Origin of the sequence: Minwuia sp. IMCC3060, from assembly GCF_029909435.1 — a bacterium.
In the GTDB taxonomy this organism is placed as follows: domain Bacteria; phylum Pseudomonadota; class Alphaproteobacteria; order Minwuiales; family Minwuiaceae; genus Minwuia.
On record NZ_CP123782.1, the window covers coordinates 3,723,488 to 3,748,336 of the forward strand.

At 64.3% G+C, this 24,849-nt stretch carries 19 protein-coding genes; 8 read left to right on the forward strand and 11 right to left on the reverse strand.

The window, feature by feature from the left end; translation table 11 throughout:
• Positions 1 to 86 precede the first annotated feature (86 nt).
• The 5 genes from QGV54_RS17470 to QGV54_RS17490 all read right to left on the reverse strand — a co-directional run bounded on the left by QGV54_RS17470 (position 87) and on the right by QGV54_RS17490 (position 7,554).
• Entirely contained in the window at positions 87 to 1,862 is a 1,776-nt protein-coding gene (locus QGV54_RS17470) for a multiheme c-type cytochrome (protein ID WP_281019999.1), read from the reverse strand.
• A gap of 2 nt (positions 1,863 to 1,864) precedes the next feature.
• Positions 1,865 to 3,889, reverse strand: coding sequence for a hypothetical protein (locus QGV54_RS17475; RefSeq protein ID WP_281019366.1), 2,025 nt, complete (start codon positions 3,887 to 3,889; stop codon positions 1,865 to 1,867).
• Positions 3,886 to 4,704, reverse strand: coding sequence for a hypothetical protein (locus QGV54_RS17480; protein ID WP_281019365.1), 819 nt, complete (start codon positions 4,702 to 4,704; stop codon positions 3,886 to 3,888). Before QGV54_RS17480 ends, QGV54_RS17475 begins: the two co-directional genes overlap by 4 nt.
• Entirely contained in the window at positions 4,701 to 6,377 is a 1,677-nt protein-coding gene (locus QGV54_RS17485) for a cyclic nucleotide-binding domain-containing protein (RefSeq protein ID WP_281019364.1), read from the reverse strand. Before QGV54_RS17485 ends, QGV54_RS17480 begins: the two co-directional genes overlap by 4 nt.
• Before the next feature lie 199 nt (positions 6,378 to 6,576).
• Complete coding sequence (locus QGV54_RS17490; RefSeq protein WP_281019363.1) at positions 6,577 to 7,554, reverse strand: multiheme c-type cytochrome; 978 nt, start codon at positions 7,552 to 7,554, stop codon at positions 6,577 to 6,579.
• Between the two features lie 216 nt (positions 7,555 to 7,770).
• Here QGV54_RS17490 and QGV54_RS17495 point away from each other — a divergent pair, with 216 nt between their 5' ends.
• Positions 7,771 to 8,094, forward strand: a complete 324-nt coding sequence (locus tag QGV54_RS17495) for a tetratricopeptide repeat protein (protein WP_281019362.1) — start codon at positions 7,771 to 7,773, stop codon at positions 8,092 to 8,094.
• A gap of 302 nt (positions 8,095 to 8,396) precedes the next feature.
• Positions 8,397 to 9,518 (forward strand): porin, encoded by a 1,122-nt coding sequence (locus QGV54_RS17500; protein WP_281019361.1) that lies wholly within the window; start codon positions 8,397 to 8,399, stop codon positions 9,516 to 9,518.
• A gap of 328 nt (positions 9,519 to 9,846) precedes the next feature.
• Here QGV54_RS17500 and QGV54_RS17505 read toward each other — a convergent pair whose 3' ends face one another.
• Complete coding sequence (locus QGV54_RS17505; RefSeq protein ID WP_281019360.1) at positions 9,847 to 11,361, reverse strand: putative 2OG-Fe(II) oxygenase; 1,515 nt, start codon at positions 11,359 to 11,361, stop codon at positions 9,847 to 9,849.
• A gap of 13 nt (positions 11,362 to 11,374) precedes the next feature.
• The gene (locus QGV54_RS17510) at positions 11,375 to 12,175 is read right to left on the reverse strand and encodes a crotonase/enoyl-CoA hydratase family protein (RefSeq protein ID WP_281019359.1); all 801 of its coding nucleotides are present in this window, start codon (positions 12,173 to 12,175) and stop codon (positions 11,375 to 11,377) included.
• A 224-nt stretch (positions 12,176 to 12,399) separates the two neighbouring features.
• On the opposite strand from QGV54_RS17510, the gene araD reads away from it, so the two are divergent.
• Both araD and denD read left to right on the forward strand, forming a co-directional pair.
• Positions 12,400 to 14,130 carry an L-arabinonate dehydratase gene (araD, locus tag QGV54_RS17515; protein ID WP_281019358.1) on the forward strand — a complete coding sequence of 577 codons (1,731 nt, stop codon included), beginning with the start codon at positions 12,400 to 12,402 and terminating at the stop codon, positions 14,128 to 14,130.
• Position 14,131: 1 nt separating this feature from the next.
• Complete coding sequence (gene denD, locus QGV54_RS17520) at positions 14,132 to 15,130, forward strand: D-erythronate dehydrogenase (protein WP_281019357.1); 999 nt, start codon at positions 14,132 to 14,134, stop codon at positions 15,128 to 15,130.
• A 540-nt stretch (positions 15,131 to 15,670) separates the two neighbouring features.
• Here denD and QGV54_RS17525 read toward each other — a convergent pair.
• Positions 15,671 to 17,098, reverse strand: a complete 1,428-nt coding sequence (locus tag QGV54_RS17525) for an aldehyde dehydrogenase family protein (RefSeq protein WP_281019356.1) — start codon at positions 17,096 to 17,098, stop codon at positions 15,671 to 15,673.
• A gap of 277 nt (positions 17,099 to 17,375) precedes the next feature.
• On the opposite strand from QGV54_RS17525, the gene QGV54_RS17530 reads away from it, so the two are divergent.
• Both QGV54_RS17530 and QGV54_RS17535 read left to right on the forward strand, forming a co-directional pair.
• Entirely contained in the window at positions 17,376 to 17,939 is a 564-nt protein-coding gene (locus QGV54_RS17530; protein ID WP_281019355.1) for a hypothetical protein, read from the forward strand.
• Positions 17,940 to 18,062: 123 nt separating this feature from the next.
• Positions 18,063 to 19,943, forward strand: a complete 1,881-nt coding sequence (locus QGV54_RS17535; RefSeq protein ID WP_281020000.1) for a sensor histidine kinase — start codon at positions 18,063 to 18,065, stop codon at positions 19,941 to 19,943.
• Positions 19,944 to 19,960: 17 nt separating this feature from the next.
• Here the strand turns inward: QGV54_RS17535 and QGV54_RS17540 are convergent, their stop codons facing one another.
• The 3 genes from QGV54_RS17540 to QGV54_RS17550 form a co-directional block, all read right to left on the reverse strand.
• Positions 19,961 to 20,710: a hypothetical protein gene (locus tag QGV54_RS17540; RefSeq protein WP_281019353.1), complete on the reverse strand. Its 750-nt coding sequence runs from the start codon at positions 20,708 to 20,710 to the stop codon at positions 19,961 to 19,963.
• Complete coding sequence (locus QGV54_RS17545; protein WP_281019352.1) at positions 20,707 to 21,909, reverse strand: acyl-CoA dehydrogenase family protein; 1,203 nt, start codon at positions 21,907 to 21,909, stop codon at positions 20,707 to 20,709. The genes QGV54_RS17540 and QGV54_RS17545 overlap by 4 nt, the downstream gene beginning before the upstream one ends.
• A gap of 101 nt (positions 21,910 to 22,010) precedes the next feature.
• Complete coding sequence (locus QGV54_RS17550; RefSeq protein ID WP_281019351.1) at positions 22,011 to 23,471, reverse strand: PLP-dependent aminotransferase family protein; 1,461 nt, start codon at positions 23,469 to 23,471, stop codon at positions 22,011 to 22,013.
• A 99-nt stretch (positions 23,472 to 23,570) separates the two neighbouring features.
• Between QGV54_RS17550 and QGV54_RS17555 the strand changes: the two genes are divergently transcribed.
• Positions 23,571 to 24,233 (forward strand): pyridoxamine 5'-phosphate oxidase family protein, encoded by a 663-nt coding sequence (locus tag QGV54_RS17555; protein WP_281019350.1) that lies wholly within the window; start codon positions 23,571 to 23,573, stop codon positions 24,231 to 24,233.
• Between the two features lie 141 nt (positions 24,234 to 24,374).
• Entirely contained in the window at positions 24,375 to 24,836 is a 462-nt protein-coding gene (locus QGV54_RS17560) for a PAS domain-containing protein (protein ID WP_281019349.1), read from the forward strand.
• Positions 24,837 to 24,849 lie beyond the last annotated feature (13 nt).

Sequence of the window (24,849 nt, forward strand, 5' to 3'; positions counted from 1 at the left end):
GCTCCTGACAGAGCACCTGTTATATCCGGTTGATGCTTCGGGGCGGCCCGCCGACCGCCCCGGCACCAATCGCGTGAGGTCCCTTCTTACTTGACCTCGATCTCCACAGTGTAGGGATGCATGTCCAGCATCCATTCGTTCATCGCCTGCTCCATTTCCTTCGTCGCGCCGACAAAGCGCATGAAGTAGATGGGCTCGGCACGGCTGCGCATGCGGGCCGACAGACGATAGGTTCCCGGCTTGGTCAACAGTTCACCCGGCACCGAATACTGGGCTTCCCGATCGCCCAGGGGCGGGATCGAGCGACCCTCCATCCGGATGAACTGCGGATGGTTCAGCACTGTGGTCGGCACGTTGGCCTGGCGCAGGAACGGGCGCTGGTCGATATCGAAGTTCACCGGCAGGAACATTTCCCGATCCGTACCCTTCAGGTTCGTCGTCAGGAACTTGGTCTGCAGGTTGAACAGCTGTTCATCGTACTCGATCAGACCTGCCTGGACATCCGCCGAGTGCTGGTCCGCCATGTCACCGGCACTGTCGACATAACCCGACTCCCAGATGCGGTTGCCATCCGGATCGGTCAGCGCGACGTTCAGCCAGATTTCCGGCTGGGCGCCAAGGCTGCCCGAAGGCAGGTTGTGCCCGGAGTTGATGTTGGTGACCAGATAGTTGAAGTCGAAGTCCTGACCGACCCGCGGGCTGCCATCGAAGAACGGACCATCCAGATGGCTGCCGTTCTCCATCACCGCGCGGCGCAGTTCCCGCTTGTACTCGAGACCTTCGATGTTCTCCTCGATGATCTCACGGGCCTCGAAGCGGTCGTCTTCCGAATCCCAGACTTCAGGGAACTTGACCTCGATCTCGCCATTGTAGACCTTTTCCTCGAACTCCTCGGTGCCCCACCCGGCGCGGTAGTCGAACTGCAGCCATTCATCAATGGTCCAGTTCTCTGCCGCAGGGTTGTGCGGGAAGATGCCCGGGTGCGCGATCGGATAACCAGGGCCGTAGAAGGCATGGTTGTGACGGACACGGTCAGGATTGATCTCCTCACCATTCACGACAGCAGCCGGGCCGCGGGCATAGCCGTTCGGCAGGCCCGGGTCCTTGCCCATGTGGCATTCCTGGCAGGTGACGCCAGCCGCATTGGCCGGGCTGTCACGATACTGGTCCCAGACAACCTCCAGCTTGATGCCGAGATTGACCGCCACCTGATGGCAGCTGACACAGAATTCCGACTCGGAGATCTGCGTGAACTTCACCACTTCCGTATGGATCTGGTTGCCACGCTCCTCGTCGCTGGTTGCGACGCGATAGAAGCTCTTGTCGTCCAGAACCTTCTTCAGGCCTTCGCCGTCGGAATTGGTGTAGACCGGCGAATAGATCTTGCCCGGCTCGATGCGGCGCTCACCGTTTGCCTTGGCGTAGGTATCCTTCACGCGGTGGCAGGTGATGCAGGTGATGCCCTCGCGGGAAACCTGGCTGCGTTCCCAGAGCGGGGCCGCACGGCTTTCACCGATCGTCGTGCCGACACTCTGGTGACAGCGCACGCAGAAGGTGCCGATCGTGCCCTGGGTCAGGTTGGTGATTGCCTGCTCGAACTTGTGGAACATCGGGGAAATCGATGCATAGGCATGGTTCGAAGACGACCATTCCTTGTAGATTTCCTCATGACATGCCGCACATTTCGAAGCACTCGGGAACACTTCCTCAGAGAAGAGTTCCGTATGGGCTGCGTCGGCGGCACTGGTCTCCTGCGCGTCAACCTGCGTTGACACGCTGAAGAACAGCACAGCTGCGAACAGCGAAAGAAACAGACGGGCCGACTTCGTGGCTACACGATGGCCCTCAAACGCGTCTAACATCCTCAACCTCCTTCCCTGCCGGTTTCAGATTTTCCCTGGGCTTGATGCTGAAAACCCATCGTCCGATTGAAACCTGGCTCCAGGTGGTACTCATGACAAAGCTGACAGTCCTGCCGGACCTTGCCCGCAGTATGACACTGCGTGCACGTTTCCTGCGAGACCGGCAGGAAGCCCGGAGCGAATTTCGTTGCGTCGTGTTGCTTGTATGACGCAGCGAACTCCGCCTGCAGATCCTGCTTGTGGCACGTCGTGCACAGGGTGCCCGGCCCAAGCAGGTTAACATGCGGCCTGTGGTCGTATTCGACGTACGGGCGATCAGTCACAGATTGATACCCCCATTCCACTTTCAGGCCAGTGATATTCTCGGCTGCTTCCGACCCGCCGTCGGTGACTTGGGTCACAGCGTGGCATTTCGTGCAGTTACCGAGACCGAATTCGGAGGTCAGCAGGTCGCTCAGTGCCGCCGCCTGCTCGATCACCACATCGTCCGCTTCGGCTGCCTTCGCGGCCTGTTCGGCATTCATCGCGAAGTCGAACCAGGCGCGGGCGACCGGATCGGCGTGACCACTCGGCTGATAGGTGACGGCCAGGCCATTCGATGACCAGCCGCCGCCGCGGACCTCGCTCGGCGATTCATGCTCGATCTTCTGCATCCAGGCACAGGCTGCCTGACGCAGGAGTTCACCATCCAGACCGGCGAGCATCATGCCTGTGCGGTGATCGCCGGGCAGTGCATCGATCCGGTCGAAGATTGCATCGACACCGGATTCAGCCAGTTCGGGATAGAGCGCGCCGATGGCATCCAGGTAGCCGTCCGGATCATCGTTCGCGACCCCCAGGGTCAGCGCGAGCGCCGCCGGAACATTGTCGCCATTGTCCTCGTAGAAATACTCGTCGGGCTCCAGCTCTTCCAGTTCCCCGGACTCCGCGGCTTCCCGCAGCAGTTCCACTTCCTCGGGCGTCGGGGCACAGAGTTCCGCCACCGCGTCAGGATCGAACGGGTCTTCCTCCATGTAGGGCACATTGATGATCGCAAGCCGACGGTCGACGATTCCACTCAGATGGCAGGAAGCGCAGTTCTGGTCGAAACTGCCCGGCGGCACGGTCAGGCCGGCCTTCTCGATCTGATGGCAGTCCACACAGCCACGCGTCTCGCCAGCCGGAAGCTTCTCCGGAAAATGCTTGCTGAAGTGGCTTGTGTGATCGAAGGCAATTGCCGGACGCATGTCGTGCGGAAAACGGTCGCCGAACGCGGGATGGTCCTTGCCGAAGGACTTGATCGACTGCACGTGGCAACTGTTGCACTGGGCATCGCGCATCGGTGCGATATTGGCTTCCTGACCCTTGTGCTCCGTGTGGCACATCACGCAGTCGGTCTTCACGTTGGCACTCGGCGAATCAGCCGCGAAGGTTGCCCCGGCCGCGGCAGTGAAGGTCGCATTGTGCGGCGACGTCGGTGAGCCACCGAAACTGTGGCAGTCGACACAGCTCTCGCCGACCGACTGGTTGGTCACGAAGGCATTGGCCCAGGCGACGACGCCCTTGCCATGGTTCTCGTGACAGGCCGCGCAGCCCTTTTCCTCCAGCGCGAAGTTGGAATGCGCACCCGATAGCGTGCCCGGGCTGATCGAGGACAGGACTGCCTTCTCACCGACGAAGGAATCCGGCGAAAAGTGCAGGAATGCGCCGATGATCGCGATGACGAAGGTCGCTACCAGCCAGGAGATCTGCTGGCGGCGGCGGCGCAGCGACGGGCGCGGCTTGCACGGCGGATGCGACTGACAGCAGGAGCCGTCGGGCAGCGGTCCATCCTTGCACGGCCCGCCGGCACTCGGCGGCCGACGGCATTCCCAGCGGTCACCGTTCCGGAACGGCCGGCACTCGGTCGTACCGCCGCACGAGCCATCGAAATTCGGCCCGCGGCTGCAGGGTTTGCCGAACGCGCAGGCCCGCCCGCAGACATAGGGAAACGTCGGACGCTCGTAGGCGCTCTTCTGGTAACTGAAGCGATCGGAGTCTGTAATCATAGCAGATACACATGCACCAGAATGATGTGCCAGATCATCACCAGAAATATACCGACGGCGAGAGGCACGTGGAAAAGAAGCCAGATCTTGAGAAACCCGTTCACCGCATAGGCGAAATCAATGCGGTTCTTGATCTGCGCCAGATCCTCGAGCTGGCGCAGATAGGTTTCTTCCGTTTCGTCGACATAGCGCCGCATGGCGGTGAATTCGCGCCTGATCCAGGCCCGGCCCGACTGCGCGCCGAAGAAATGGCTGAACATGAACCGCGGACGCCGGAAGAACCAGGCAAGGGTTTCGATGTAGTACTGCGCCAGCGTGTCCGAGGCGGCCTTGTCGGCGGCCTCCTCGACAATCGATTCGGCCTTGTCGCGGATGTCAGAGAGCTCGTTCGGAATGCGCTCCCAGATGATCTCCATGCCGTTGTCGGTCAGACGCTTCGGCATGATTCGCTGCAGCCAGTAACCGAGGATGCCTGACAGGCTGACCAGATAGAACAGCGCCGCGAACAGCTGCTCGTAGGCACCATCGGGCCAGAACACGCCATTGGTATGCACGAAGAACACGGCGATCGCGAAAATGCCCGCGACGCCATGTGCCGCCGTCCAGTAGGCGCCGCGCCCGAGCGGTATCATCGACAGGCGCTTGCGCATGTTGAACAGGGTCAGAAAGACGAAGATGCCGGCAAGCGTGTAACCGGTGACAATGGCGGGCTCGCCATTGTGCAGCCAGGTCTGCCACGCATTCCAGGCAACGAGGATGAAGCCCGCGATCGCCGCGAGCCAGAAGATGATGAGAGCGCGGTGCAGGGACCTCATTGATAGGGACTCCTGAACGGATCCGGGCCGCGGAAGTCGACACGGCGCAGGGCGTCATGCGGACAGGCCCTCTGGCAGGCCGGGCCACCCGGATTTGTTGAGCAGAAATCGCACTTGGTCGCCTTCATGATCGGCTTGTGCTCGTCATCGACCAGCGGCTCGCCCGAAAGGTTCGCCACCTGCACCAGACGGATATTGTCGTAGGGGCAGGACGCCGCACAGGTGCCGCAGCCGATGCAGGTGTCATCATTGATGACGACCGAGCCGTCGTGCATGGAGCGATGGATCGCCCCTGTCGGACAGCCGATCATGCAGACCGGATCAGCGCAGTGCATGCATGAATTGGCGACCATCCAGTTGTCGAATGTCTGGCCGTGCCGGATGAACCGCGGGTTGCCGCCATGCGTCGAGGCGCAGGCCCGGACACAGTCATCGCAGCGGGTGCAGCGGTTCAGGTCGATCAGCATCGACCGGGTGCCATTGATGTAGCGTCGCCCGACGGCCCATTCCTTGAGCGCGTCGGCGCTGATCTCCTCACCGGCCTGATCCTTCAGGCTGGTCCTTGGCGGCGCCATGTCGGGGAAGACGAACTCCTCCAGCACCTGGCGCGGAATGCGCAGCAGATCGACATAGCCGAGGGCCGTGAGGGAACTGCCGAAGACGATATCCGGGTCCTGATTCTTCCAGGCGTGATAGAGCTCCTCCAGCCCGAAGAAGTCCCCCGCGCCCAGATAGGTAAGCGTGCGCTCGCCATTGCCGAGATGGGTCGAGACCCGCGCGAACCCGGCCCGCACCATCAGGATACCGTCGGGATAATCGCCCTCGTTCGCGATCGGGGTGCCATGCTCCATCTCCCGGCCCTGAGCCAGCATGCGCTTGTAGCTGGTGTGCCAGTCGAAGGCGCCGTGGGTCTCGAACAGGGTCCTGTCCGCCACCTTCTTCAACTGCTCAGGTGACAGATGCTTGAACATCGGTGATTCGGAGAGGGCATTGCCCAGCGCGTTGTTGCGATAGGCGGTGTCGATCTTGGTCTTCCAGGTGGGGTCGAACCGGCGCAGTTCGCGCAGTCCCTGCCAGCGAATCTCCAGCACCCGTGCCTCGGTCTCGGCAAAGACGGTTGCGGTCCGCGGAATACGGCCGAGCGCGGCAAGCTCACCGAAGATCATCTCCGGGCCGAGCTGCGCCGTCTGATGCTTGTCGAGAATGACCGGAATGTCCTGCAGGAACGATGTCGCCCCGCCGGCCGACGAAGCATGCACCTGCTGCGCCGCATTGTTGTAGCGGTCCGGGTCGCGCACTTCGGGGCGCCACGAATTGCGCCACAGCTGACTCAGCGCCTCGAAGAAGCCCTTCTTGGAGGCGCTGGCGCGACCGAGCAGGTTCTGGGGCAGATCCGGACTGATGACGACGCGCAGGTTGCCGTCGAGAATCAGAAAGGCCGAATTGCCGTAATCCCCTTCGCGGACGACGATGTCGCCGGGCTGGAAATTGATGACCCTGGTATCATTGCCCAGGATGCCGCGCAGCGGCGTGTTTCCCGGGAACCGATCTTCGTCAATATCCCCGAAGATGGGATATTTCATCAGTTCATCAATGGTCTCATCGGTCATGTCCGGCCCGAACGGTGTGGACCACCGTTGCGGACGGGCCATCGTCTCGACGGCTGTCACCATCTGATCTCAACCCTCCACTGATGCCCATCGCCACACATCGTTCACGTGTGTGCACCCGGAACATCAACCCCTTTTCCCAGCGTCAACAATACCGGCCTGGATGGCAAGCCCCCGCATGCCGGTACCGGGTGAAACGTGGGCGAGGTGGTGCCATATGGCTACACCACCCCGCCCGTCCGTTCCGATCGTGAGCGGACGCCTACTTGTAGGTAGAGGGCGCCGGCAGCATCGAACCGACCTGGCCGGTCAGATCCATCTGCTCGCTGTAGATCTTCGCCACCAGAGCGCGGGCATTGGCCTCGCTCGGGTCCGCGATCAGCGCCTCGGCCTCCGGCAGACCGGTTGCCTTCAGCGCCGCCTTGGCCTTCTCCGCACGCTCCTGCTGCACACCGACATACTTGGCATGATCGGTCTTGCCCATGGCGTTGCTGGCCTGAACAAGCGAGGCAGCCTGACCGGTGACGAACCAGCGGGACTTCTCGGCCTCGCTCATTTCCTCATTGTCGGTCGCGCTGTTGTAGAAGCGGTGACGCACCTGACCCTGGCTGTACTGCACCAGCTCGAAGGACGCCTTCAGCGGATGACCCGCGTCGAGCATCTTGCCGGCAGTGTCGCCATCCAGGCTGTCCCGCGCCATGCCGTGGCAGTTGAAGCAGTTCGCGGCCACGTCGAAGTTGATGTCGGCAGGCATCGCGGGGATGTCCTGGCGCCAGCGCGGCCAGCGCATGCCCGCGTCACGGGACTTCTGATACCGCTCGTTCTTGTGGGCATCGGATTCGTCAGCCTTCTTGGTGCCCTTCGGCCCATAGACATTGTGAATCTCGATGAACTCGGAACCCGGGCCGTGACAGCTCTCGCACGACGGGCCGAAGTTGTTGCCGACACGTCCGCCGGGCTTCTTCGGCGCCTGCGTATAGTGACACTGGCCGCAGGTGTCGGAGCGCTTCATGCTCCGCTCGCCCAGCGCATCCGTGACCTTGTCGGCAAGATCCCGCTTGTGGATATCCTTGTACGACTCGGCGTGCGGCGTGTTTTCCCACACCTTGTATTCCGGCGAATGACAATCCTTGCAGGCATCGGGTCCGACATTGGTCGGCTGCGCGTTGACCGCAGCACCTGCCACCATGAAGCCTGCCGCCGCGAACAGCGCCAGGCCGAATTTGCGTAGTCCAGACATGAGCACGTCTGCCACCCCTTGAATCTGTTTACCACCACAGTTCACTGCTGCGCCTGCCCGCCCTGTTGTTGAATTTATCTGGACGGAACGTTTCATGACGCTGCGGCAGTGTAACAGTCCCCACGCCTGATGAAAGTATTGATTCGTCACGATCTGTCGCCGATATGACCGCTGTCGCACTATTCAACAGATTGGCGGAGCAGGATGCGCAACACATTGAACCGGAGATCCGGTGGAGGCTGGCTGATCGTGGTGGCCGTGGCGGCGACCCTTGGCGCGGCGGCCTATGGATACAGCGCAACCACCGCCGGTCAGGCTGACCGCGGGGCATTGCCGGCCTCGGCAAGCATCGCCGAGCTGGCGAGCGCGACCGAACGTGATCCGGGCAATGCCGCGCTCTGGAAACAACTGGCACAGGCCCATCGCCGTGCGGGCGACCGGCCCGCCGCAATCTCGGCCCTGGTCCGCGCCGCCCGCCTCACGCCGGATGACCGGGAAATCAATGCTGCACTGCGGGACCTGTCGGACCGCCGTCCCTGACCCCATCCGGCCGCCCCTGTTTGTGTGTCCTTTGCGCAACATGATGCCCGGAATTGGGGCACCCAAGAGGCAGAAACCCGGACATCACGGCCGCGTTACCGATTTATTTATCATTAACATCAATAGTTTAAATGAAATTCAGGCGGTCAGTCGCACTCTCATGGGAACCCGACGACTATTTGCCGAGACGCTTGCACCGGCCGTCCTGCTGGCGTAACAGACAATCAAGTCGCAAATCGGTGGGGAAGGGCCCCGACGAATGCGACGGAGGAAGTGCGTATTTCCTTTAGGAGGGCAATTAAGTGAACCATAAGCACCTGCTCGCTGGTGTTGCAGCTACTGCGCTGCTGACCGCCGGCTCCGCGTTTGCTGCGTCGCATAGTGGCGACCAGCTCCAGGCTCAGGCCGCCATGATCGACGCTCTGTCGAAGAAGGTGGAACAGCTGAGTGCCAACCAGGACGGCGTTGCCAAGGGTGTCAAGGGCGTCAGCCTGAAGGTGTCCGGCCAGGTCAACCGCGCCGTGATGTTCGTCAGCGACGGCAATGACAAGTCCGCGTTCAACTATGTTGACAACGACGCCTCTTCGACCCGCGTTCGCTGGGATGCCTCGGCCAACGTTTCCGATTCCACCAAGGTCGGTACCCGTCTCGAGATGGAAATGGAATCCAACACGTCCGCTGGTGCGGTCCTGAACGGCAACGCCGGTGGTAACGCTTTCGTTGCCCGCCATGCGTATGTCTACATCCAGGGCGGCTTCGGCACGCTGACCACCGGTCAGCAGGGTGAGGCGACTGAAGGCCTGCTGCACAGCTCCTTCAACTACGCGTCCCTGGCCGCGATCAACCCGGAAGACACCACCGGTATCGCCAACGCCGGCGTGAACTTCCTGTCGTTCGGTGACGGTGGCCGTCAGGATGCGATCCGCTATGACACCCCGAGCTTCGGTGGTGCCAAGGCATCCATCTCGACCCGTGACAACGGTGAAGTGACCGCTGCCATCCGTTATGCCGGTCAGGTTGCCGGTCTGGGCGTTCTCGCTGCCCTTGGCTACGAAGCCAACCCGGGTGCCGGTAACGATCCGCTGGTCGCCGGTTCCATGGGCATCAACTTCGGTGTTGTCGCGCTGAACGGCTCCTTCGGTACCGAGCTGGATGACGACAACAACGACCGTTTCTACTACGCCCTGGGCCTCGCCCATAAGGGTTCGTATGTGGACATGGGCCCGACCTCGCTGGGCGTGCAGTACATGTCCAACAACGGTGGCTTTGACGGCCAGGGCAACGTGTACAGCGTTGGCTTCGGTCTGGTGCAGGGTGTCGCGGCTGGTGCCGAGGCCTATGCCCAGCTGACCTTCCACGGTGGTAACGAAGGCGCCGTCGGCGACGCCGTCGCCAGCATGGTTGGTATGCGCGTCAAGTTCTGATGCGTCATCTTCTTCGCATCGCTTTCGCGAGTGCAGCAGTCGGCCTTCTGGCCGGTTGCTCGCACACGCCGCTTCAGGAGGAACCGCCTCAGCATGGTGAGATCGCACCCGGTCCGGGTGTTTTCTCCGGTGCAGACGGCTCCTTCACGATCGTCGGCGATTCGAAGAAGAGAAAGCGTTACTGACCGAAGTCACATTCGGTTCGTCAAAGGGCGGCTCTCACGAGCCGCCCTTTTTCGTTTGCGGCATTCCCGGGATTGCGGGCCGGCAAGACCGGCACGGGCAGGAAACGGCCGTTCCGACGGTCGGTCGCGGCAGACCGGCCCGCTCAGACCGGCATGATGTCGAAGGCGACACTGATGCGGTAATCCTGTTCCGCGAACGGAATTGTCCTGTGTCCGAGATATGACGGAAACAGCACGATCAGACCCGGCTGCGGCTTCAGCCGACGCACCGGCGGTTCGTCCCTGCTCCGCAGCATGTAATAGGCCCGACCGAACTCGATCCAGCCCTCATGCCCCGAGACACCATCCCCGACACCCGGCGGTACCTGCGGATAGTAGACACCGCTGAGCCAGCCCGGTGGGTGGAAGTGGACATCGTGGAAACCGCCGCGGTCCATGATGTTTGCCCAGCAGCCGATCCGCGTCCGGTGCGGACGCTGCGCCAGCCAGGGATGCGCCGGATCGATCGGATGATCCTGTGACCAGCGTGCCACGGCACTCTCGATCACCTTGCGGAAGGCCGCGATCGCGCCTTCCGGATTCTCGAAGAGTTCGTCGGTGCTCCGCCCCCGGGTCAGGGAGCGATTGAGCGGTGAATACTGCAGCGACGGATGGCCTTCGATCTCCGCCACCAGCGCGGCGTTGAAGCCCTCCAGCGAATCATACCCGTCCGGTGGCTCGGCGATCGCACTGCTGACCAGTCGCTCCATGGCCATCAGTTCCGCCGCAGCGTCCCTCTGGCCGATCTCGTTCAGGGCCATGCCCTTGTAGGCGATGGCGGTGGTCCTGCCGGGAAACCGTTCCAGGATGGCATCACAGCGCCGGATGCAGTCTTCCGGATCGCCTGCGCGAAAGGCCGCAAAGGCGGCAAGCTCGGAAAAGTCAGGTGGTGCCTTGCCCGTGGCAATGACCGGTTCCAGACAGGCCAGTGCCTCCTCCGGCGCATCGGAACTGGCGAGCGCATGCGCCAGGTCGTAGATCACCGCGCCGTCGCCGGGTGACAGTCGGAGGGCGGCCCGATTGACCACCGCCGCGTCGGCGAACCGGCCAATCTTCGTCAGCATGTTGCCTAACTGGCGGTGCGCGGAGACATGCGCCGGATTGAGCCTGATCGCCGACTGGTAGGCCCGCTCGGCGGCCACGTGGTCCCCGACCTTCGAACAGGCCGTCCCCAGCCAGAACGCAAGTTCCGCATTCTCGGGGCTGCCCGCCATTGCCGCCTGCAGATTATCGATTGCCGGCGCGGGCTGGTCAGCCTGCACCAGCGCCATCCCGAGCTGGCCCAGCACCTCCATATTGCCCGGCTGCATCGCTTTCGCGCGTTCGAGCTCCGCAATGGCCGCCGCGAAGTCGCCAACCGACCGCAGCATGGTGCCGAGGTTCAGCGCAATGGCCAGTGCGCCCGGCTCCAGCTTCGCGGCGCGCTTCAGATGCGTGATCCCGCGCCGGGTCTGACCACTGGCATGCTCCGCCAGTCCCGCCACGAACAGCAGCGACGGGTCACGCGGTGTCTTCTTCAGTGCCCTTGACGCCCGGCGCGCCGCCTCGCCGGCCTTGCCCTGCTGCACAAGTGCCAGCAGGTCGGAAGCCGAAACGGGGGTGGCGGCACCGGAAGCCATGGCCTGTGTCTCCCTATTCGCCCTTGAAGGTTGGTGTGCGCTTCTCGAAGAAGGCTTCCACGGCCTCCGCGTGGTCGGCGGTCTGATGCGCCAGCGCCTGATAGGCGGCGGAAAGTTCCAGCACACCCTTCAGGTCCGTCTTCTGCCCTTCGCGCAGCAGCCGCTTCGACATGCGCAGCACCTCAGGCGGGTTGCTGGCGATGCGGGCGGCCAGCGCCTGCGCCTCGGCCAGCAGTTCATCTTCCGGCACGCACTTGCTGGCCAGGCCCCATTCCGCCGCCTGCGGGCCATAGACCCGGTCACCGGTGAAGGTCATCTCCGCCGCCCGGCTCATGCCGACGGCGCGCGGCAGCAGGAAGGCACCGCCGTCGCCGGGAATGATGCCCAGCTTCAGGAAGGATTCGGCGAAGAATGCCTTTTCCGCCACCAGCCGGATGTCGCACATGCAGGCCAGGTCACAGCCCGCGCCCACCGCCGGACCATTGACGGCGGCGATGGTCGGCACCTCCAGTTCGTACATGGCCAGCGGGATCTTCTGGATGCCGTTGCGATAGCTGTCGCGGGTCTTCATGCCGCCGGAGCCGAAGATACCGGAGCGTTCGCGCATCTGCTTGACGTTGCCGCCCGCCGAGAAGGCCCGCCCCTTGCCGGTCAGGATCACGCAGCGGACACTCAGGTCGTTCTGGATGCGATCCGCCGCCGCGACGAAGGCCTCGAAGGTTTCCTGATAGGACAGGGCATTCATCTGCTCCGGCCGGTTCATGGTCAGTGTCACCACGTGACCGTCCTGTTCGTACAGCAGTTCTTCGCTCATCCCGTTTTTCCTCCCCAACTGGCTCGCGCTTGCCAGACACTATCGGTCGGCTCATGAGTTGAAAAGCGCGCACGCTGACGCTGGGGATCGCCGCCGGCGCTGACACGACCCGGAGTGGGCCGGTGCCGCTTCCATCATCTGATGCAACGATCTACTGTTGCATCCGCAAATCGGCAGGAGGCGCACAACGACCTCCGCGACAAGGATCATGGGGAGGGTTTCAGGTGAGCGAAGACAGCAGGAAATACCGCAGTGCGAACTGGTTCGGGGCCGGGGCCAAGGACGGTTTCAACCATCGCGCCTGGATGAAGAACCAGGGCACGCCGCATGACGCCTTCGATGGCCGTCCCGTCATCGGCATCTGCAATTCCTGGTCGGAACTGACCCCCTGCAACGCGCATCTGCGCGATGTGGCGGAGCGTGTGAAGCGCGGCGTGTGGGAGGCGGGCGGCTTCCCGCTGGAGTTCCCCGTCATGTCACTGGGCGAGACCCTGATGCGCCCCACCACCATGCTGTTCCGCAACCTGATGGCGATGGATGTGGAGGAATCGATCCGCGCCAATCCGCTGGACGGTGTCGTGCTGCTTTCCGGCTGCGACAAGACCCAGCCCGCCATGATGATGGGTGCCGCCAGCTGTGACCTGCCCACCGTGGTGATCACCGGCGGACCGATGCTGAACGGCAAGTTCCAGGGCCAGGACATCGGCTCCGGCACCGATGTCTGGCGCTTCTCGGAGGATCTGCGGGCCGGCAAGATGACCCTGGCCGACTTCATGGAGGCGGAGAACTGCATGTCCCGCTCCAACGGTCACTGCATGACCATGGGCACAGCCTCCACCATGGCCTCCATGACCGAATCACTGGGCCTGACCCTGCCCGGCGCCTCCGCCGTGCCGGCCGTCGATGCCAACCGCTATCGCATCGCGCATCTGGTCGGGCGGCGGATCGTCGAGATGGTGCATGAGGATCTGCGGTTCTCGAAGGTCGTGACCCGCAAGGCATTCGAGAATGCCGTGCGCGTCAATGCCGCCATCGGCGGCTCCACCAACGCCATCATCCATCTGATCGCCCTGGCCGGGCGGCTGGGGGTCGAACTGACCATCGACGATTTCGACCGTCTGGCGCGCGGCGTGCCGCTGCTGGTCAACCTGATGCCCAACGGCAAGTACCTCATGGAGGACTACTACTATGCCGGGGGCCTGCCTGTGGTGGTGCGGGCGCTGGCGGAGAACGGGCTGCTCAACGACGATGTGGTCACCGTCAACGGTGCCTCCCTGACCGCCAATGCGGCGGAAGCGCGGAACTGGAACGATGACGTCATCCGCCCCTTCGACAATCCGCTGAACAAGGATGTGGGCCTTGCCGTGCTGCGCGGCAACCTCGCCCCCGACGGTGCCGTGATCAAGCCATCCGCCGCAACCCCGGCCCTGCTGACCCATCGCGGGCGCGCCGTGGTGTTCGAGAGCATCGAGGAGCTGCGCACCAAGGTGGAGGATGACGACCTCGACATCGACGAGACCTGCGTCATGGTGCTGAAGGGCGCCGGCCCGAAGGGCTATCCCGGCATGCCCGAGGTGGGCAACTTCCCGCTGCCGGCCAAGATCCTGCGCAAGGGCATCACCGACATGGTGCGCATCTCCGATGCCCGCATGTCCGGCACGGCCTATGGCGCGGTGGTGCTGCATGTCAGCCCCGAATCCGCCGCCGGCGGACCGCTGGCGCTGGTGCAGACCGGGGACATGATCGAGCTGGATGTGCCGAACCGCCGCCTGCATCTGGATGTCAGCGACGCCGAGCTGGCCAGGCGCAAGGCCGCCTGGACACCGCCGCCGACACCGATGGAACGGGGCTATGTGCGCCTGTACCACGATCATGTCATGCAGGCGCATGAGGGCTGTGACCTGGACTTCCTGGTGGGCGGCTCCGGCGCACCGATCCCGCGCGAAAGCCACTGACATGCGGGTGGTCATCACCGGCGGTGCCGGTTTCATCGGCAAGCGGCTGGCGCGTCAGATCCTGCAGCGCGGCAGCCTGACCAACGCGGCGGGGGAGGAGAAACCCGTCACCGCCATCACCCTGTTCGATGTCGTCGAGGCCACAGGTTTTGAAGACGCGGAGATGGTGAATACGGTGGCCGGTGACATTGCCGACGCGGCCGAGGTCGCGGCGGTCATCGGTGCGGATGCGGAGAGCATCTTCCACCTCGCCGCCATCGTCTCGGCGCATGCGGAGGAGGACTATGACCTCGGCATGCGGATCAACCTCGACGGCACCCGCAATGTCATCGCGGCGGCGCGGGCCATGCCGTCACCGCCGAAGGTGGTGTTCGCCAGTTCGGTTGCGGTCTATGGCGGCACGAACCTGCCCCGTACCGTGACCGACGAGACCCCGATCACGCCACAGACCAGCTATGGCGTGGCCAAGGCCTGCGGTGAGCAACTGCTGAACGATGCCTCGCGGAAGGGCTTCCTGGATGCGCGCTCGCTCAGGCTGCCGACCATCTGCGTCCGCACCGGCAAGCCCAACCGTGCCGCCTCCACCTGGGCCAGTTCGATGATCCGGGAGCCTCTCTGCGGCATCGACATGGAGGTGCCGGTTTCCCCGGAAAGCGGCATGGCCCTGATGAGCCCGCGCCGTGTCGTTGATGCCTTCATCACCGCGCACGAAGTCGCGGCATCCGAACTGGGCGACTGGCGCACCCTGCTGCTGTCGGGGTTCACGGCTACTGCCGCCGAGATGCAGGAAGCGGTGGTCCGCAATCGCGGCAACCGGAAGCTCGGCGAGATCCGCTTCAACCCCGATCCGAAGACCCAGGCCATCGTCAATGGCTGGCCCTCCGGCACGAAGGGCGCACGCGCGGAGGCCCTCGGCATCCATACCGACGCCTCCATCGACGAGATCGTCCGCCACTTCATCGAGGACGACCTGGACAATCAGATCAGGGGCAACTTCTGAGACACCACGGCAATGCCGCTCCGCACGGGCGAGTTGCCGAAGGTGACACCGGTCGGACGTCTGTGGGGTAGTGGCGGCGGGCATCAATGCTTCACCCCTCCCCCACGCCGCTCGCGGACCTGATCCGCGAGCCCAGTCTCCGACGTCTGCGCGGCACTGCTGGGTACCCGGGTCAAGCCCGGGCACGGCGTCTGTGGGGTGGTGAGGCTTGCAGACCCGGCGACTCACGAAAAAGGGCCTGCCGCTTCCGACAGACCCTGATTCTTCAACGTTCCGGACGCGGCGGGCTGGCCGACCCGGCCAACCCCAGCCCAGTGCCACGGCTTGCGGCACCGGCGGCGTTCACCGGAGACGGCGGGCTGGCCGACCCGGCCAACCCCAGCCCAGTGCCCCGGCTTGCGGCACCGGCGGCGTTCACTGGAGACGGCGGGCTGGCCGACCCGGCCAACCCCAGCCCAGTGCCCCGGCTTGCGGCACCGGCGGCGTTCACTGGAGACGGCGGGCTGGCCGACCCGGCCAACCCCAGCCCGCCTGCTCTTACTATGCCGCGTTGTGGCCCATGATGGCCTTGACCTCGAGGTATTCCTCCAGGCCGTACTCGCCCCACTCGCGCCCGTTGCCGGACTGCTTGTAGCCGCCGAAGGGGGCGAAGACGTCGGCCATGGCGCCGTTCACATGCACGTTGCCGGTGCGCAGCTGCTTGGCGATGGCCTGGGCGTGTTCCGGTGCGCCGGAGACATAGCCGGACAGGCCATAGGGCGTGTCATTGGCGATGCTGACCGCGTCCGCGTCGTCCTTGTAGCCAAGGATCGAGAGCACCGGGCCGAAGATTTCCTCACGCGCGATGGTCATGTCGTTGGTGACATTGGTGAAGACCGTCGGGCGGGCGAAATAGCCCTTGTTGACGCCTTCCGGCAGGCCGGTACCGCCGACGACCGGGGTCGCGCCCTCGTCGATGCCCTTCTGGATCAGGCCCTGCACCTTGTCCCACTGCGCCTTGGAGACCAGCGGACCCATGGTGGTGTTCTCGTCCGCCGGATCACCGACGCGCACCTTGGCGGCGGCGGCCTTGGCGATCTCGCCGGCTTCCTCCATCCGGTCCATCGGCACCAGCATGCGGGTCGGCGCGTTGCAGGACTGGCCGGTATTGCCGAAGCACTGCAGCACACCGCCGAACACGGCCTTCTGGAAATCGGCGTCGTCCAGGATGATGTTGGCGGACTTGCCACCCAGTTCCTGCGACACGCGCTTCACCGTCGGGGCGGCGTTCTGCGCCACCGCGACACCGGCGCGGGTGGAGCCGGTGAAGGACACCATGTCCACGTCCGGATGGGAACTGATGGCGGAGCCGACACCCGGGCCGTCACCATTCACCATGTTGAACACGCCCTTCGGCACGCCGGCCTCATGCAGGATCTCGGCGAAGACGATGCCGCTCATCGGCGCGATCTCGGACGGCTTCAGCACCATGGTGCAGCCTGCGGCCAGCGCCGGGGCGACCTTGGCGGCGATCTGGTTCACCGGCCAGTTCCACGGCGTGATCATGCCACAGACACCGATCGGTTCCTTGCTGAGACGCGTGGTGCCACGGTCCTCGTCGAATTCGAACTTGGCCAGCAGCTTCGACATGGTCTTGAAGTGGCCGATGCCGGTGGCGGCCTGGACCTTCTGCGCGAAGGTGGCGGGCGCGCCCATTTCCTTCGAGATCGCGTCGGCCATCTCGGCGTAATGGTTCTTGTAGGCGGCCATGATGGCGTCGAACAGCTCCAGCCGTTCCTGCTTGGTGGTCTGCGACCAGCTCGGGAAGGCGCGCTTGGCGGCCTGCACGGCGCGGTCCACGTCTTCCGCGTTGCCGAGCGAGATCTGCGCGAAGGCTTCCTCGGTTGCCGGATTGATGACGTCGAAGGGCTTCGGATCGACCGGATCGACCCAGGCACCGTCAATATAGAACTTCATGCTGTTGGACATTGTCTGCTTCTCCTCATGCAGGATTCGGGGGCAGGGCTTCCTCCCCTGAAGGCCCCGAAAGAATCTGTCTGAACGCCATATGGGGCGCTTGCCTGCAATAAACACGAGATCGGGCACGGTTAACAAGAGACACAACGTCCCGCGCCGGACCGGGCGCCTGCAGATCGAGCGGGGCAAGCAAGAAGCCCGCTCGCGCGTGGTGACATCGCAGACGCCAGTTGAGGTTGCAAAACACATCCTGTCTACTCGACCTGGCTGTGACGTGGAGAACCGCTCGATGACTGTATTGCGTTCGTGGCTGGCGACCGTTCCACTGGCATGCCTTCTGCTGCTGGCCGCCTGCGACGACCCGGTTTCCGATGCCGCTCTGGCGGCAGACTTCCACGACGTCCCGGCAGTCTTCATTTCCGAGGTTGTCCGCCCTGATGAAGCGGGGCGCATGGACCTGACATTGCGGGTCAACATCAGGCAGGATGTCGCCAATTCGGCGGTTCAAGCCGTCATGCGTGCCCTGCCCGCGCTCTACCGTGGTGAGAGGACGTTCGAATGGTACCGGCTGCCCAAGGAGTTCAGGGCGGGCAGCACGCAGAAATGCCAGCGCAGGGATTCGCTGGCCGGCGGATCGCCCTCGATGCATTGCGAGCATTCATCGCTCTATGTCGAAGGTGTCTACGGGATCTGGCCAGACGAGGGCATACCGCCACCCCCCTACAGATCGAAGTCGGACGCACTGGACGCGCTGCGGTTCGCCCTGAAGGGATCCCCGGAACTGGAGCTGTTCTATTGCGGACGCACGCCCAATTCCTGTGCACGGATCAGGCTTCCGCCCCTGTCGCTGTAGTTGATCCGGTAGCCAGCCGGCGCAACCGTCCGGCATCACAGGGCGCTGTCGAATCCGGCGCGCACATGATGGCCTTTGCCGGAACTGTGCTACGATGACGTCTGGCATGCCAAGTATGGTGAGATGACAGCACATGACGACAGAGTGACCACGGCGGGCCGGGGTGAAACCCGATCCATCGCTGCGCGCGTGTCAGAGAGACTGCGCCGCGGCCGGCGCCCGGCCCGTCTGCGCACCTTGCTGTTCGTCGCCTTTACCCTGATCGCCACGATTCCGGTCGGGCTGCTTGCCGCCTGGCAGCAGCAGTCGGCCTACCAGAAGGAACTGGCAGAGGTAAGTGAGCGGCATTTGCTGATCGCCCGGAATCTCTCTCACGCCCTCGACCGCTACTCCGAGGATGTCGAGGCCGTCTTCGGTCTGGCCGTATCGGAAATGAAGACTGCCAGTACAGATGTATCCGCCGTCGCGTCCCTGCTCGCCAGGATGGGGTTTCGCCATACCTGCATTGTCGACAGTGCCGGTCGCGTCACCGCCAGCCTGGATGGCACCGCGCCGGGGGAACCCATCGACCGACAGGTCGGCGACATGAGCGTTCTGCGCCGATTGGCCGAGGCGGCGCCGGGGGGTGAGGCCACGTTCTCAGGCGTGCAACTCGACCGGAACGGCAAGCCGACCCTGCATATCGTGCAGCAGCTCCCCGAAGGGCACCTCGCCATCGGCACCCTGGGGACGGACTATGTCGTGGACGTGCAGCAGCGGGTCGCATTCGGCCAGCGCGGCCATTCCGCGATCGTCGACCAGTTCGGTCACGTCATTGCCCATCCGAACAAGTCCTGGGAGCAGCAGACCAAGGACATCTCGCGCGTGTCGGCAGTTGCCCGGATGATGAAGGGGGAAACCGGCGTTACCACCTTCTACTCCCCCGCCATGGACGCGGAGATGATCGCCGGGTTCACCAGTGCACCGCATACCGGCTGGGGTGTGATGGTGCCGCAGCCGCTGGCGGAACTTTCGGCCCATGCCCGAAGCGTGCAACTGGTCTCGATCCTGATCGGCGGGCTCGGCCTGCTGGTCGCGATCGTCATTGCCTGGGTCATCGCCCGCTATCTTGCGCGGCCGATCGAGCAGGTGGCGGATGTGGCGAGGGCGGTCAGTGCCGGCGACAGCAGCGCCAGGGTGAGCAACCTGCCCCCCCGGACGCCGATGGAAATCGTGGCGATGGCGGAGGCAATCAACCAGATGCTGACCGACCTTTCGAACGCCAGTCGCCGGTTGCGGACCGAGGCCGCGCGGGCGGAGGCAGCCAATCAGGCCAAGGGACGGTTCCTGGCCAACATGAGCCACGAATTCCGGACCCCCCTGAATGCCATCCTGGGGTTCGCCGAGATTCTGCGTGACCCGAAGATGAACCCCGATGATCACGCCATGACCCAGGAGTTCTCGAACGATATCCTGCGCGCCGGGCGGCACATGCTGAACATGGTCGAGAACATCCTGGATCTGACACGGGCGGAGGGTGGTCATCTGCACCTCGAACTGGCCCCCGTCGATGTGCGGGAGGCTGTCGGCTTCGCCGTCTCGCTGGTGCGCCAGGACGCCAACGCGCGCAACATCACCCTCGGCACGGAGGCGGAATCCGACCTGCCGGTGATCAACAGCGACGTCAGCAAGATCCAGCAGATCGTCGTCAACCTGCTGTCCAACGCGGTGAAGTTCACCGACCCCGGCGGGACCATACAGGTCCGGCTGTCACGCGACCCTGACTGGCCGGTCGTCATCCGGGTCATCGATGACGGCATCGGGATCTCTGAGACCGACCTTGCCAAGGTCATGACCCCCTTCGGCCAGGTCGCGGATGCGCTGACCCGCAATCATGACGGCACCGGTCTCGGACTGGCCCTGACGCAGGAACTGGTGGATCTGCTCAAGGGTCAGGTCAGCCTGGAATCGACTCTCGGCGAGGGCACGACCGTGACCATCCGGCTACCCGACATCAAGGCCTGAGCGGCCCGCAGGTGCGCTCAGCCGGTCGGGCACTGCGCGACCGCCGCGCGATTGCGCCAGTGTTCCAGCAGCTTGTCGAAGTCGACCTGCGGAAAGCCCTGCGGCGGGCGGGCATCGAGGATTCTCAGGATCATGGCGCAGCCTTCCCGGCGTTCCTCCAGCCAGAAATGCACATCGGCCAGATACATCATGGCCCAGGCATTTTCCGGCTCGAGCTCCAGCGCCCGGATCAGCACGGGGCGGGCCTCCTCATGCCGTCGGCCGGCCACCATGTAGCGCCCGTAGTCGGCAAACCGGCCCGGGCGACCCTGCGGCTTGCTGACGGCCTGCGCGAACCAGTAGTCGATGACCTCCGCAGGCTGGCCCAGTTCGGCCATGGCGACCGCGATGCCGTGATAGACATCGCCATCCTCCGGCGCAAAGCGCCAGGCCAGGTTGAAGCGGTTGATGGCGGATCCCGGCTGCCGCAGTCCGATCCATTTCCAGCCCAGCCGGATCAGTTCCCGCGCCGTGTCCAGATCGGTGTCCCCGTCGTGCTGCAGCTTCTCGACGAACTGCGCGTCCGCATCCTCCCGCGCGCCGCTGCGCTCGGCACAGCCGAACAGGGGCCGGGCATCGCCGGGCAGCCGTTCGTCACCGAAGGCAAACGCCGGATGTTCCTGGGCCAGACAGGTCTCGCGCCAGGAACGCTCCTCCGCATCAGCCGCCGCGCCCAGTGAAAGCACGGCCAGGGACGCCAGCACGAAACCTGCAATGACGCCCCTCACAGGCCCAGCACCGCCTTGGCGATGACGTTCTTCTGCACCTCGTTGGTGCCGCCATAGATGGTCGATGCGCGCTTCAGCAGATGCTCCGGCATCACCCCGTCCGCATGGGCCGGGCCGACCGGGGACACATTGCCCTGCCAGTTCAGCGCCGTGTGGACATAGGGCGCACTGTAGTAGCCGATGGCTTCCACCATGGTCTCGTTGATCGACTGCTCGATCTCCGTGCCCCGGATCTTCAGCATGGAGGATTCGGCCCCCGGCGGGCGACCCGCGGCGGCGTCCGCGAGATTGCGCAGGTTGGTGACCTCCAGCGCCGCAAGCTCGGTCTCGATCTCCGCCACCTTGCGGCGGAACGCCGGGTTCTCGATCAGGCGTCCGCCACCATCGGCCTCAGCGCCCGCCATCTCCTTCAGCTGTTCCAGCCGCCCCTTGGAGCGACCGACCCCGGCAATACCCGTCCGCTCGTTGCCCAGCAGGAACTTGGCGCAGGTCCAGCCCTTGCCCTCCTCCCCGATCAGGCAATCCAGCGGCACCTTCACATCGTCCAGGAAGACCTCGTTCAGATAGTGGTAGCCGTCCATGGAGACGATGGGCTTCACCGTGACCCCCGGCGTGCGCATGTCGATCAGCAGGAAGGAAATGCCTTGCTGCGGCTTCTCCGCGGTTGGATCGGTGCGGACCAGCGTGAACATCCAGTTCGCCCGGTGCGCGCCGGACGTCCAGATCTTGTGGCCATCGACCACATAGTGATCCCCCTCCCGCCGGGCCTTCGTCGCCAGTCGCGCCAGATCCGACCCGGCCCCGCGCTCCGAATAGCCCTGGCACCACCAGTCCTCCGTCGAGAGGATGCGCGGCAGGAACCGTTCCTTCTGCGCCGGTGTGCCGAAGGTATAGATGACCGGTCCGACCATGGTGATGCCGAAGGGGATGATGCGCGGACAGTCGGCGCGGGCGCATTCCTCGTCGAAGATGAACCGCTGTGCGGCGTTCCAGCCGGTGCCGCCATATTCCACGGGCCAGCCGGGCGCGATCCAGCCACGCTCGTACAGGATCTTCTGCCAGCGCAGGTAATCGTCCTTCGGCAGGTAGGACCAGCCGATGCGGGCACGCTCCCGAATGTCGCTCGGCACCTTTTCCCGCAGGAACGTCCGCACTTCCTCGCGAAAGGCGATCTCTTCCGAAGTGAAAGACAGATCCATGTTCCCGATCCTCCCCGATCATCTGTATGTCGCCGGGCGCAGACAGACCGTGCGCGGGCGGGAAACATTCATAGCGCAAGCCCGGGCCGGGCGAAAAGCCCTCACGGGTCGCGCAGCGCCGCATCAAGGCACGCGACGGCCTGCGCGATCCGGGCCGCATCGAACCCGGCAAAGCCCAGGATCAGTCCCTGGCGGGGCGGCTCGGCGACATAGAAGGGGCTGAGCGGGCGCACGGTCACACCGGCAGCCGCCGCCCGCCGGGCCGCCGCCACATCCGTCATGCGCGCGTCGAGTGCCGGTGTGGACCAGGCAATGGCGTGCATGCCGCTGTCCACCTCCTGCAGGGTCAGCAGGTCGGCCATACGTTCCATTGCCACGGCCAGCGCCCGATAGCGCTGACCGTAGAGCCGTCGCATGCGCCGCAGATGGGTCGCGAAACCGCCACTGGTGATGAACTCCGCCAGGGCCGGCTGCGCAATGATGGATGTGGCCGGTGCGCGGACCCGCAGGGTCGCGTGAAACCGGTCGAGTGTCCGCAGCGGCACCACCAGGTAACTGATGCGCAGGGACCGGAACAGGACCTTGGAAAAGCTGCCGAGATAGACCACGCGCCCCTCACGATCCAGGTTGGCCAGGGCCTCCAGCGGGCTGCCGCGGTAACGGTACTCGCTGTCGAAATCATCCTCGATCACGAACCGGTCCGCGGCCCCCGCCCACTGCAGCAGCGCCAGTCGGCGGGGCAGCGTCATGGTGACCCCCAGCGGAAACTGCCGCGACGGGGTGACGACGATCCCCCTGACCTGATCGCCCTCCGGCAGCAGGTCGGTGCACAGCCCCTCCGCATCCACCGCGACATGCTCCACCGTCTGCCCCGCCTCGGCCAGCACCGCGCGCATGTCCTGATAGCCGGGATCCTCCATCACCACCGTGGCCTGGCCGGGAAACAGGGCAGCCAGCACCAGCCGCAGCGACTCCGCCGAGCTGGAGGTGATGATGATCTGGTCCGGCATCACATCCAGCCCGCGCCAGACCTTCAGATGATCGGCGATGGCTTCGCGCAGCACCGGCAGGCCGAAGGGATCGCCACGCTCCAGATGTGCGGGATCCAGACTTTGAAAGCCCCGCTGCAGCAACCGGCCCCACTCCCTGCGTTCCACGGCGCCGAGGTCCGGCACCATGTGGGCCAGCGGACGGGGGGGTTCCGGGGCGGGCAGCGGCCCCCTTCCGGGCGTGCCGGCGCCGCGCGCGACCGTCGCGCCCGTCAGCAGTTCCGGTACCAGTTCCGCCACGAAGGTGCCCGCCCCGCGGCGCTGCTCGACATAGCCCTCGCTCTGCAACTGGTCATAGGCGGCGACGACGGTCGTGCGGGACAGGCCCAGTTCCGCGGCAAGGTCACGGCTGGAGGGCAATCGCGTCCCGGAGCGCAGGCGCGCATCCAGGATGAGATCCCGCACCTGATCGTAGAGTTGCATGAAGACAGGCCGGGCGCGGGACCGCTCCACACTGATGGTCAGCAGGGCGGCCGGGGTGGTCAGCAGGGACGCGGGCGGGAGGTCGGGCATGAATTGGACTGGCAGATTTACTGTGAATTGGCACTTTCTACCATGCCAATCGAACGCTATCCAGCAACGGAACGGCCACCCAACCGATGGAGAGATGACATGGCACGCGAGACCAAGGCCCCCAGTGAACGGACCCGTGTGAAGCGCCTCAACGAGCGTGCGGTCTATGACCGGCAGGGCATCGACGCCATTCTGGATGCGCAGCCGCTGTGCCACGTCGGATATGTGCGCGACGGCCAGCCGTTCGTGACACCGACGTTTCAGTGGCGCGAAGGGGATCATGTCTACTTCCACGGCTCCTCCGCCAGTCAGGCGCTGCGCAACGCAAGGGATGCCGACGTCTGCCTCACGGTTTCCTGCTTCGACGGTCTGGTGCTGGCGCGTTCCGGCATGCACCACTCCGCCAACTACCGTTCGGTCATGATCCTGGGCCGACCCACGCTGATCGAGGACCCGGAGCTCAAGAGCACGCTGGTGAACAACTTCATCGAAGGGCTGTTTCCCGGTCGTGTCGAGACCCTGCGCCCCAACAATGCGCAGGAGATCAAGGCGACTTCGGTGCTGTCGCTGCCGATCAGCGAGGCATCGGCGAAGGTACGTACCGGCAACCCGGTCGATGATGAGGAGGACTATGCCCTGCCGATCTGGGCGGGGGTCATCCCGCTGCACACCGCGGTCGGCACACCATACGACGACGGGCGTGTGCTCGACGGGGTTGAAGTACCGGATCACGTGCTGAATTTCGGCAAGAACCTGTTTTGACGCCGGGATGGGCCGGTACGAAAACCTCCACTGTACCGGCTCATCTGCATGCTTACCCCATGACACCCATCACGCAGGCAGCGTTCGACAGCCATTGATGATCATGATACCACGGGCGTGGAACCGCGCGGGGTAGCAATCATGGCCGGGCATGCTGCGGATGAACTGGATATCCGAGATCAGCAGCTGAGAGATCTGTACACCTACTGGCAGAAGATGCGAGGGGACAGGCGAATTCCGTCCCGTTCAGCCTTCGATCCGGTACAGGTTCCCCGTATTCTGCCCAATCTGATCCTGCTGGACGTGGAACCGGACACCGGGCGGCTGGCCGTGCGGGTCCTGGGCACGCGCGTCGCAACCGTCTATGGCAAGGACTATACCGGTCACTATCTGGACGAGGTCTATTTCGGCGACAATACCACCAGTGTGCTGGAAGACTATGGCACCTGCGCGCGGGAAGGCATACCGGTGCTGGGGGAGCGCAACTTCCGCAATGTCAGGGATGTCGTCTATCGCATGGAGCGGCTGATCCTGCCGTTCTCCGACGATGGCGGGGTGGTCAACAAGCTGATCTCCGGCCTGCATTTCATCGAGCTTAACTGACCCCGGGACGACC

What these genes read in the sequence shown, in the direction of transcription:
- QGV54_RS17505 (WP_281019360.1), bottom strand. Translation starts at nt 11,361, where the DNA reads ATGGCTTCCGGTGCCGCCACCCCCGTTTCGGCTTCCGACCTGCTGGCA.
- denD (WP_281019357.1), top strand. Translation starts at nt 14,132, where the DNA reads ATGCGGGTGGTCATCACCGGCGGTGCCGGTTTCATCGGCAAGCGGCTG.
- QGV54_RS17535 (WP_281020000.1), top strand. Translation starts at nt 18,063, where the DNA reads ATGACAGCACATGACGACAGAGTGACCACGGCGGGCCGGGGTGAAACC.
- QGV54_RS17545 (WP_281019352.1), bottom strand. Translation starts at nt 21,909, where the DNA reads ATGGATCTGTCTTTCACTTCGGAAGAGATCGCCTTTCGCGAGGAAGTG.
- QGV54_RS17555 (WP_281019350.1), top strand. Translation starts at nt 23,571, where the DNA reads ATGGCACGCGAGACCAAGGCCCCCAGTGAACGGACCCGTGTGAAGCGC.
- QGV54_RS17475 (WP_281019366.1), bottom strand. Translation starts at nt 3,889, where the DNA reads ATGATTACAGACTCCGATCGCTTCAGTTACCAGAAGAGCGCCTACGAG.
- QGV54_RS17530 (WP_281019355.1), top strand. Translation starts at nt 17,376, where the DNA reads ATGACTGTATTGCGTTCGTGGCTGGCGACCGTTCCACTGGCATGCCTT.
- QGV54_RS17470 (WP_281019999.1), bottom strand. Translation starts at nt 1,862, where the DNA reads ATGTTAGACGCGTTTGAGGGCCATCGTGTAGCCACGAAGTCGGCCCGT.
- QGV54_RS17480 (WP_281019365.1), bottom strand. Translation starts at nt 4,704, where the DNA reads ATGAGGTCCCTGCACCGCGCTCTCATCATCTTCTGGCTCGCGGCGATC.
- QGV54_RS17525 (WP_281019356.1), bottom strand. Translation starts at nt 17,098, where the DNA reads ATGTCCAACAGCATGAAGTTCTATATTGACGGTGCCTGGGTCGATCCG.
- QGV54_RS17560 (WP_281019349.1), top strand. Translation starts at nt 24,375, where the DNA reads ATGGCCGGGCATGCTGCGGATGAACTGGATATCCGAGATCAGCAGCTG.
- QGV54_RS17550 (WP_281019351.1), bottom strand. Translation starts at nt 23,471, where the DNA reads ATGCCCGACCTCCCGCCCGCGTCCCTGCTGACCACCCCGGCCGCCCTG.
- QGV54_RS17490 (WP_281019363.1), bottom strand. Translation starts at nt 7,554, where the DNA reads ATGTCTGGACTACGCAAATTCGGCCTGGCGCTGTTCGCGGCGGCAGGC.
- QGV54_RS17510 (WP_281019359.1), bottom strand. Translation starts at nt 12,175, where the DNA reads ATGAGCGAAGAACTGCTGTACGAACAGGACGGTCACGTGGTGACACTG.
- QGV54_RS17485 (WP_281019364.1), bottom strand. Translation starts at nt 6,377, where the DNA reads ATGGTGACAGCCGTCGAGACGATGGCCCGTCCGCAACGGTGGTCCACA.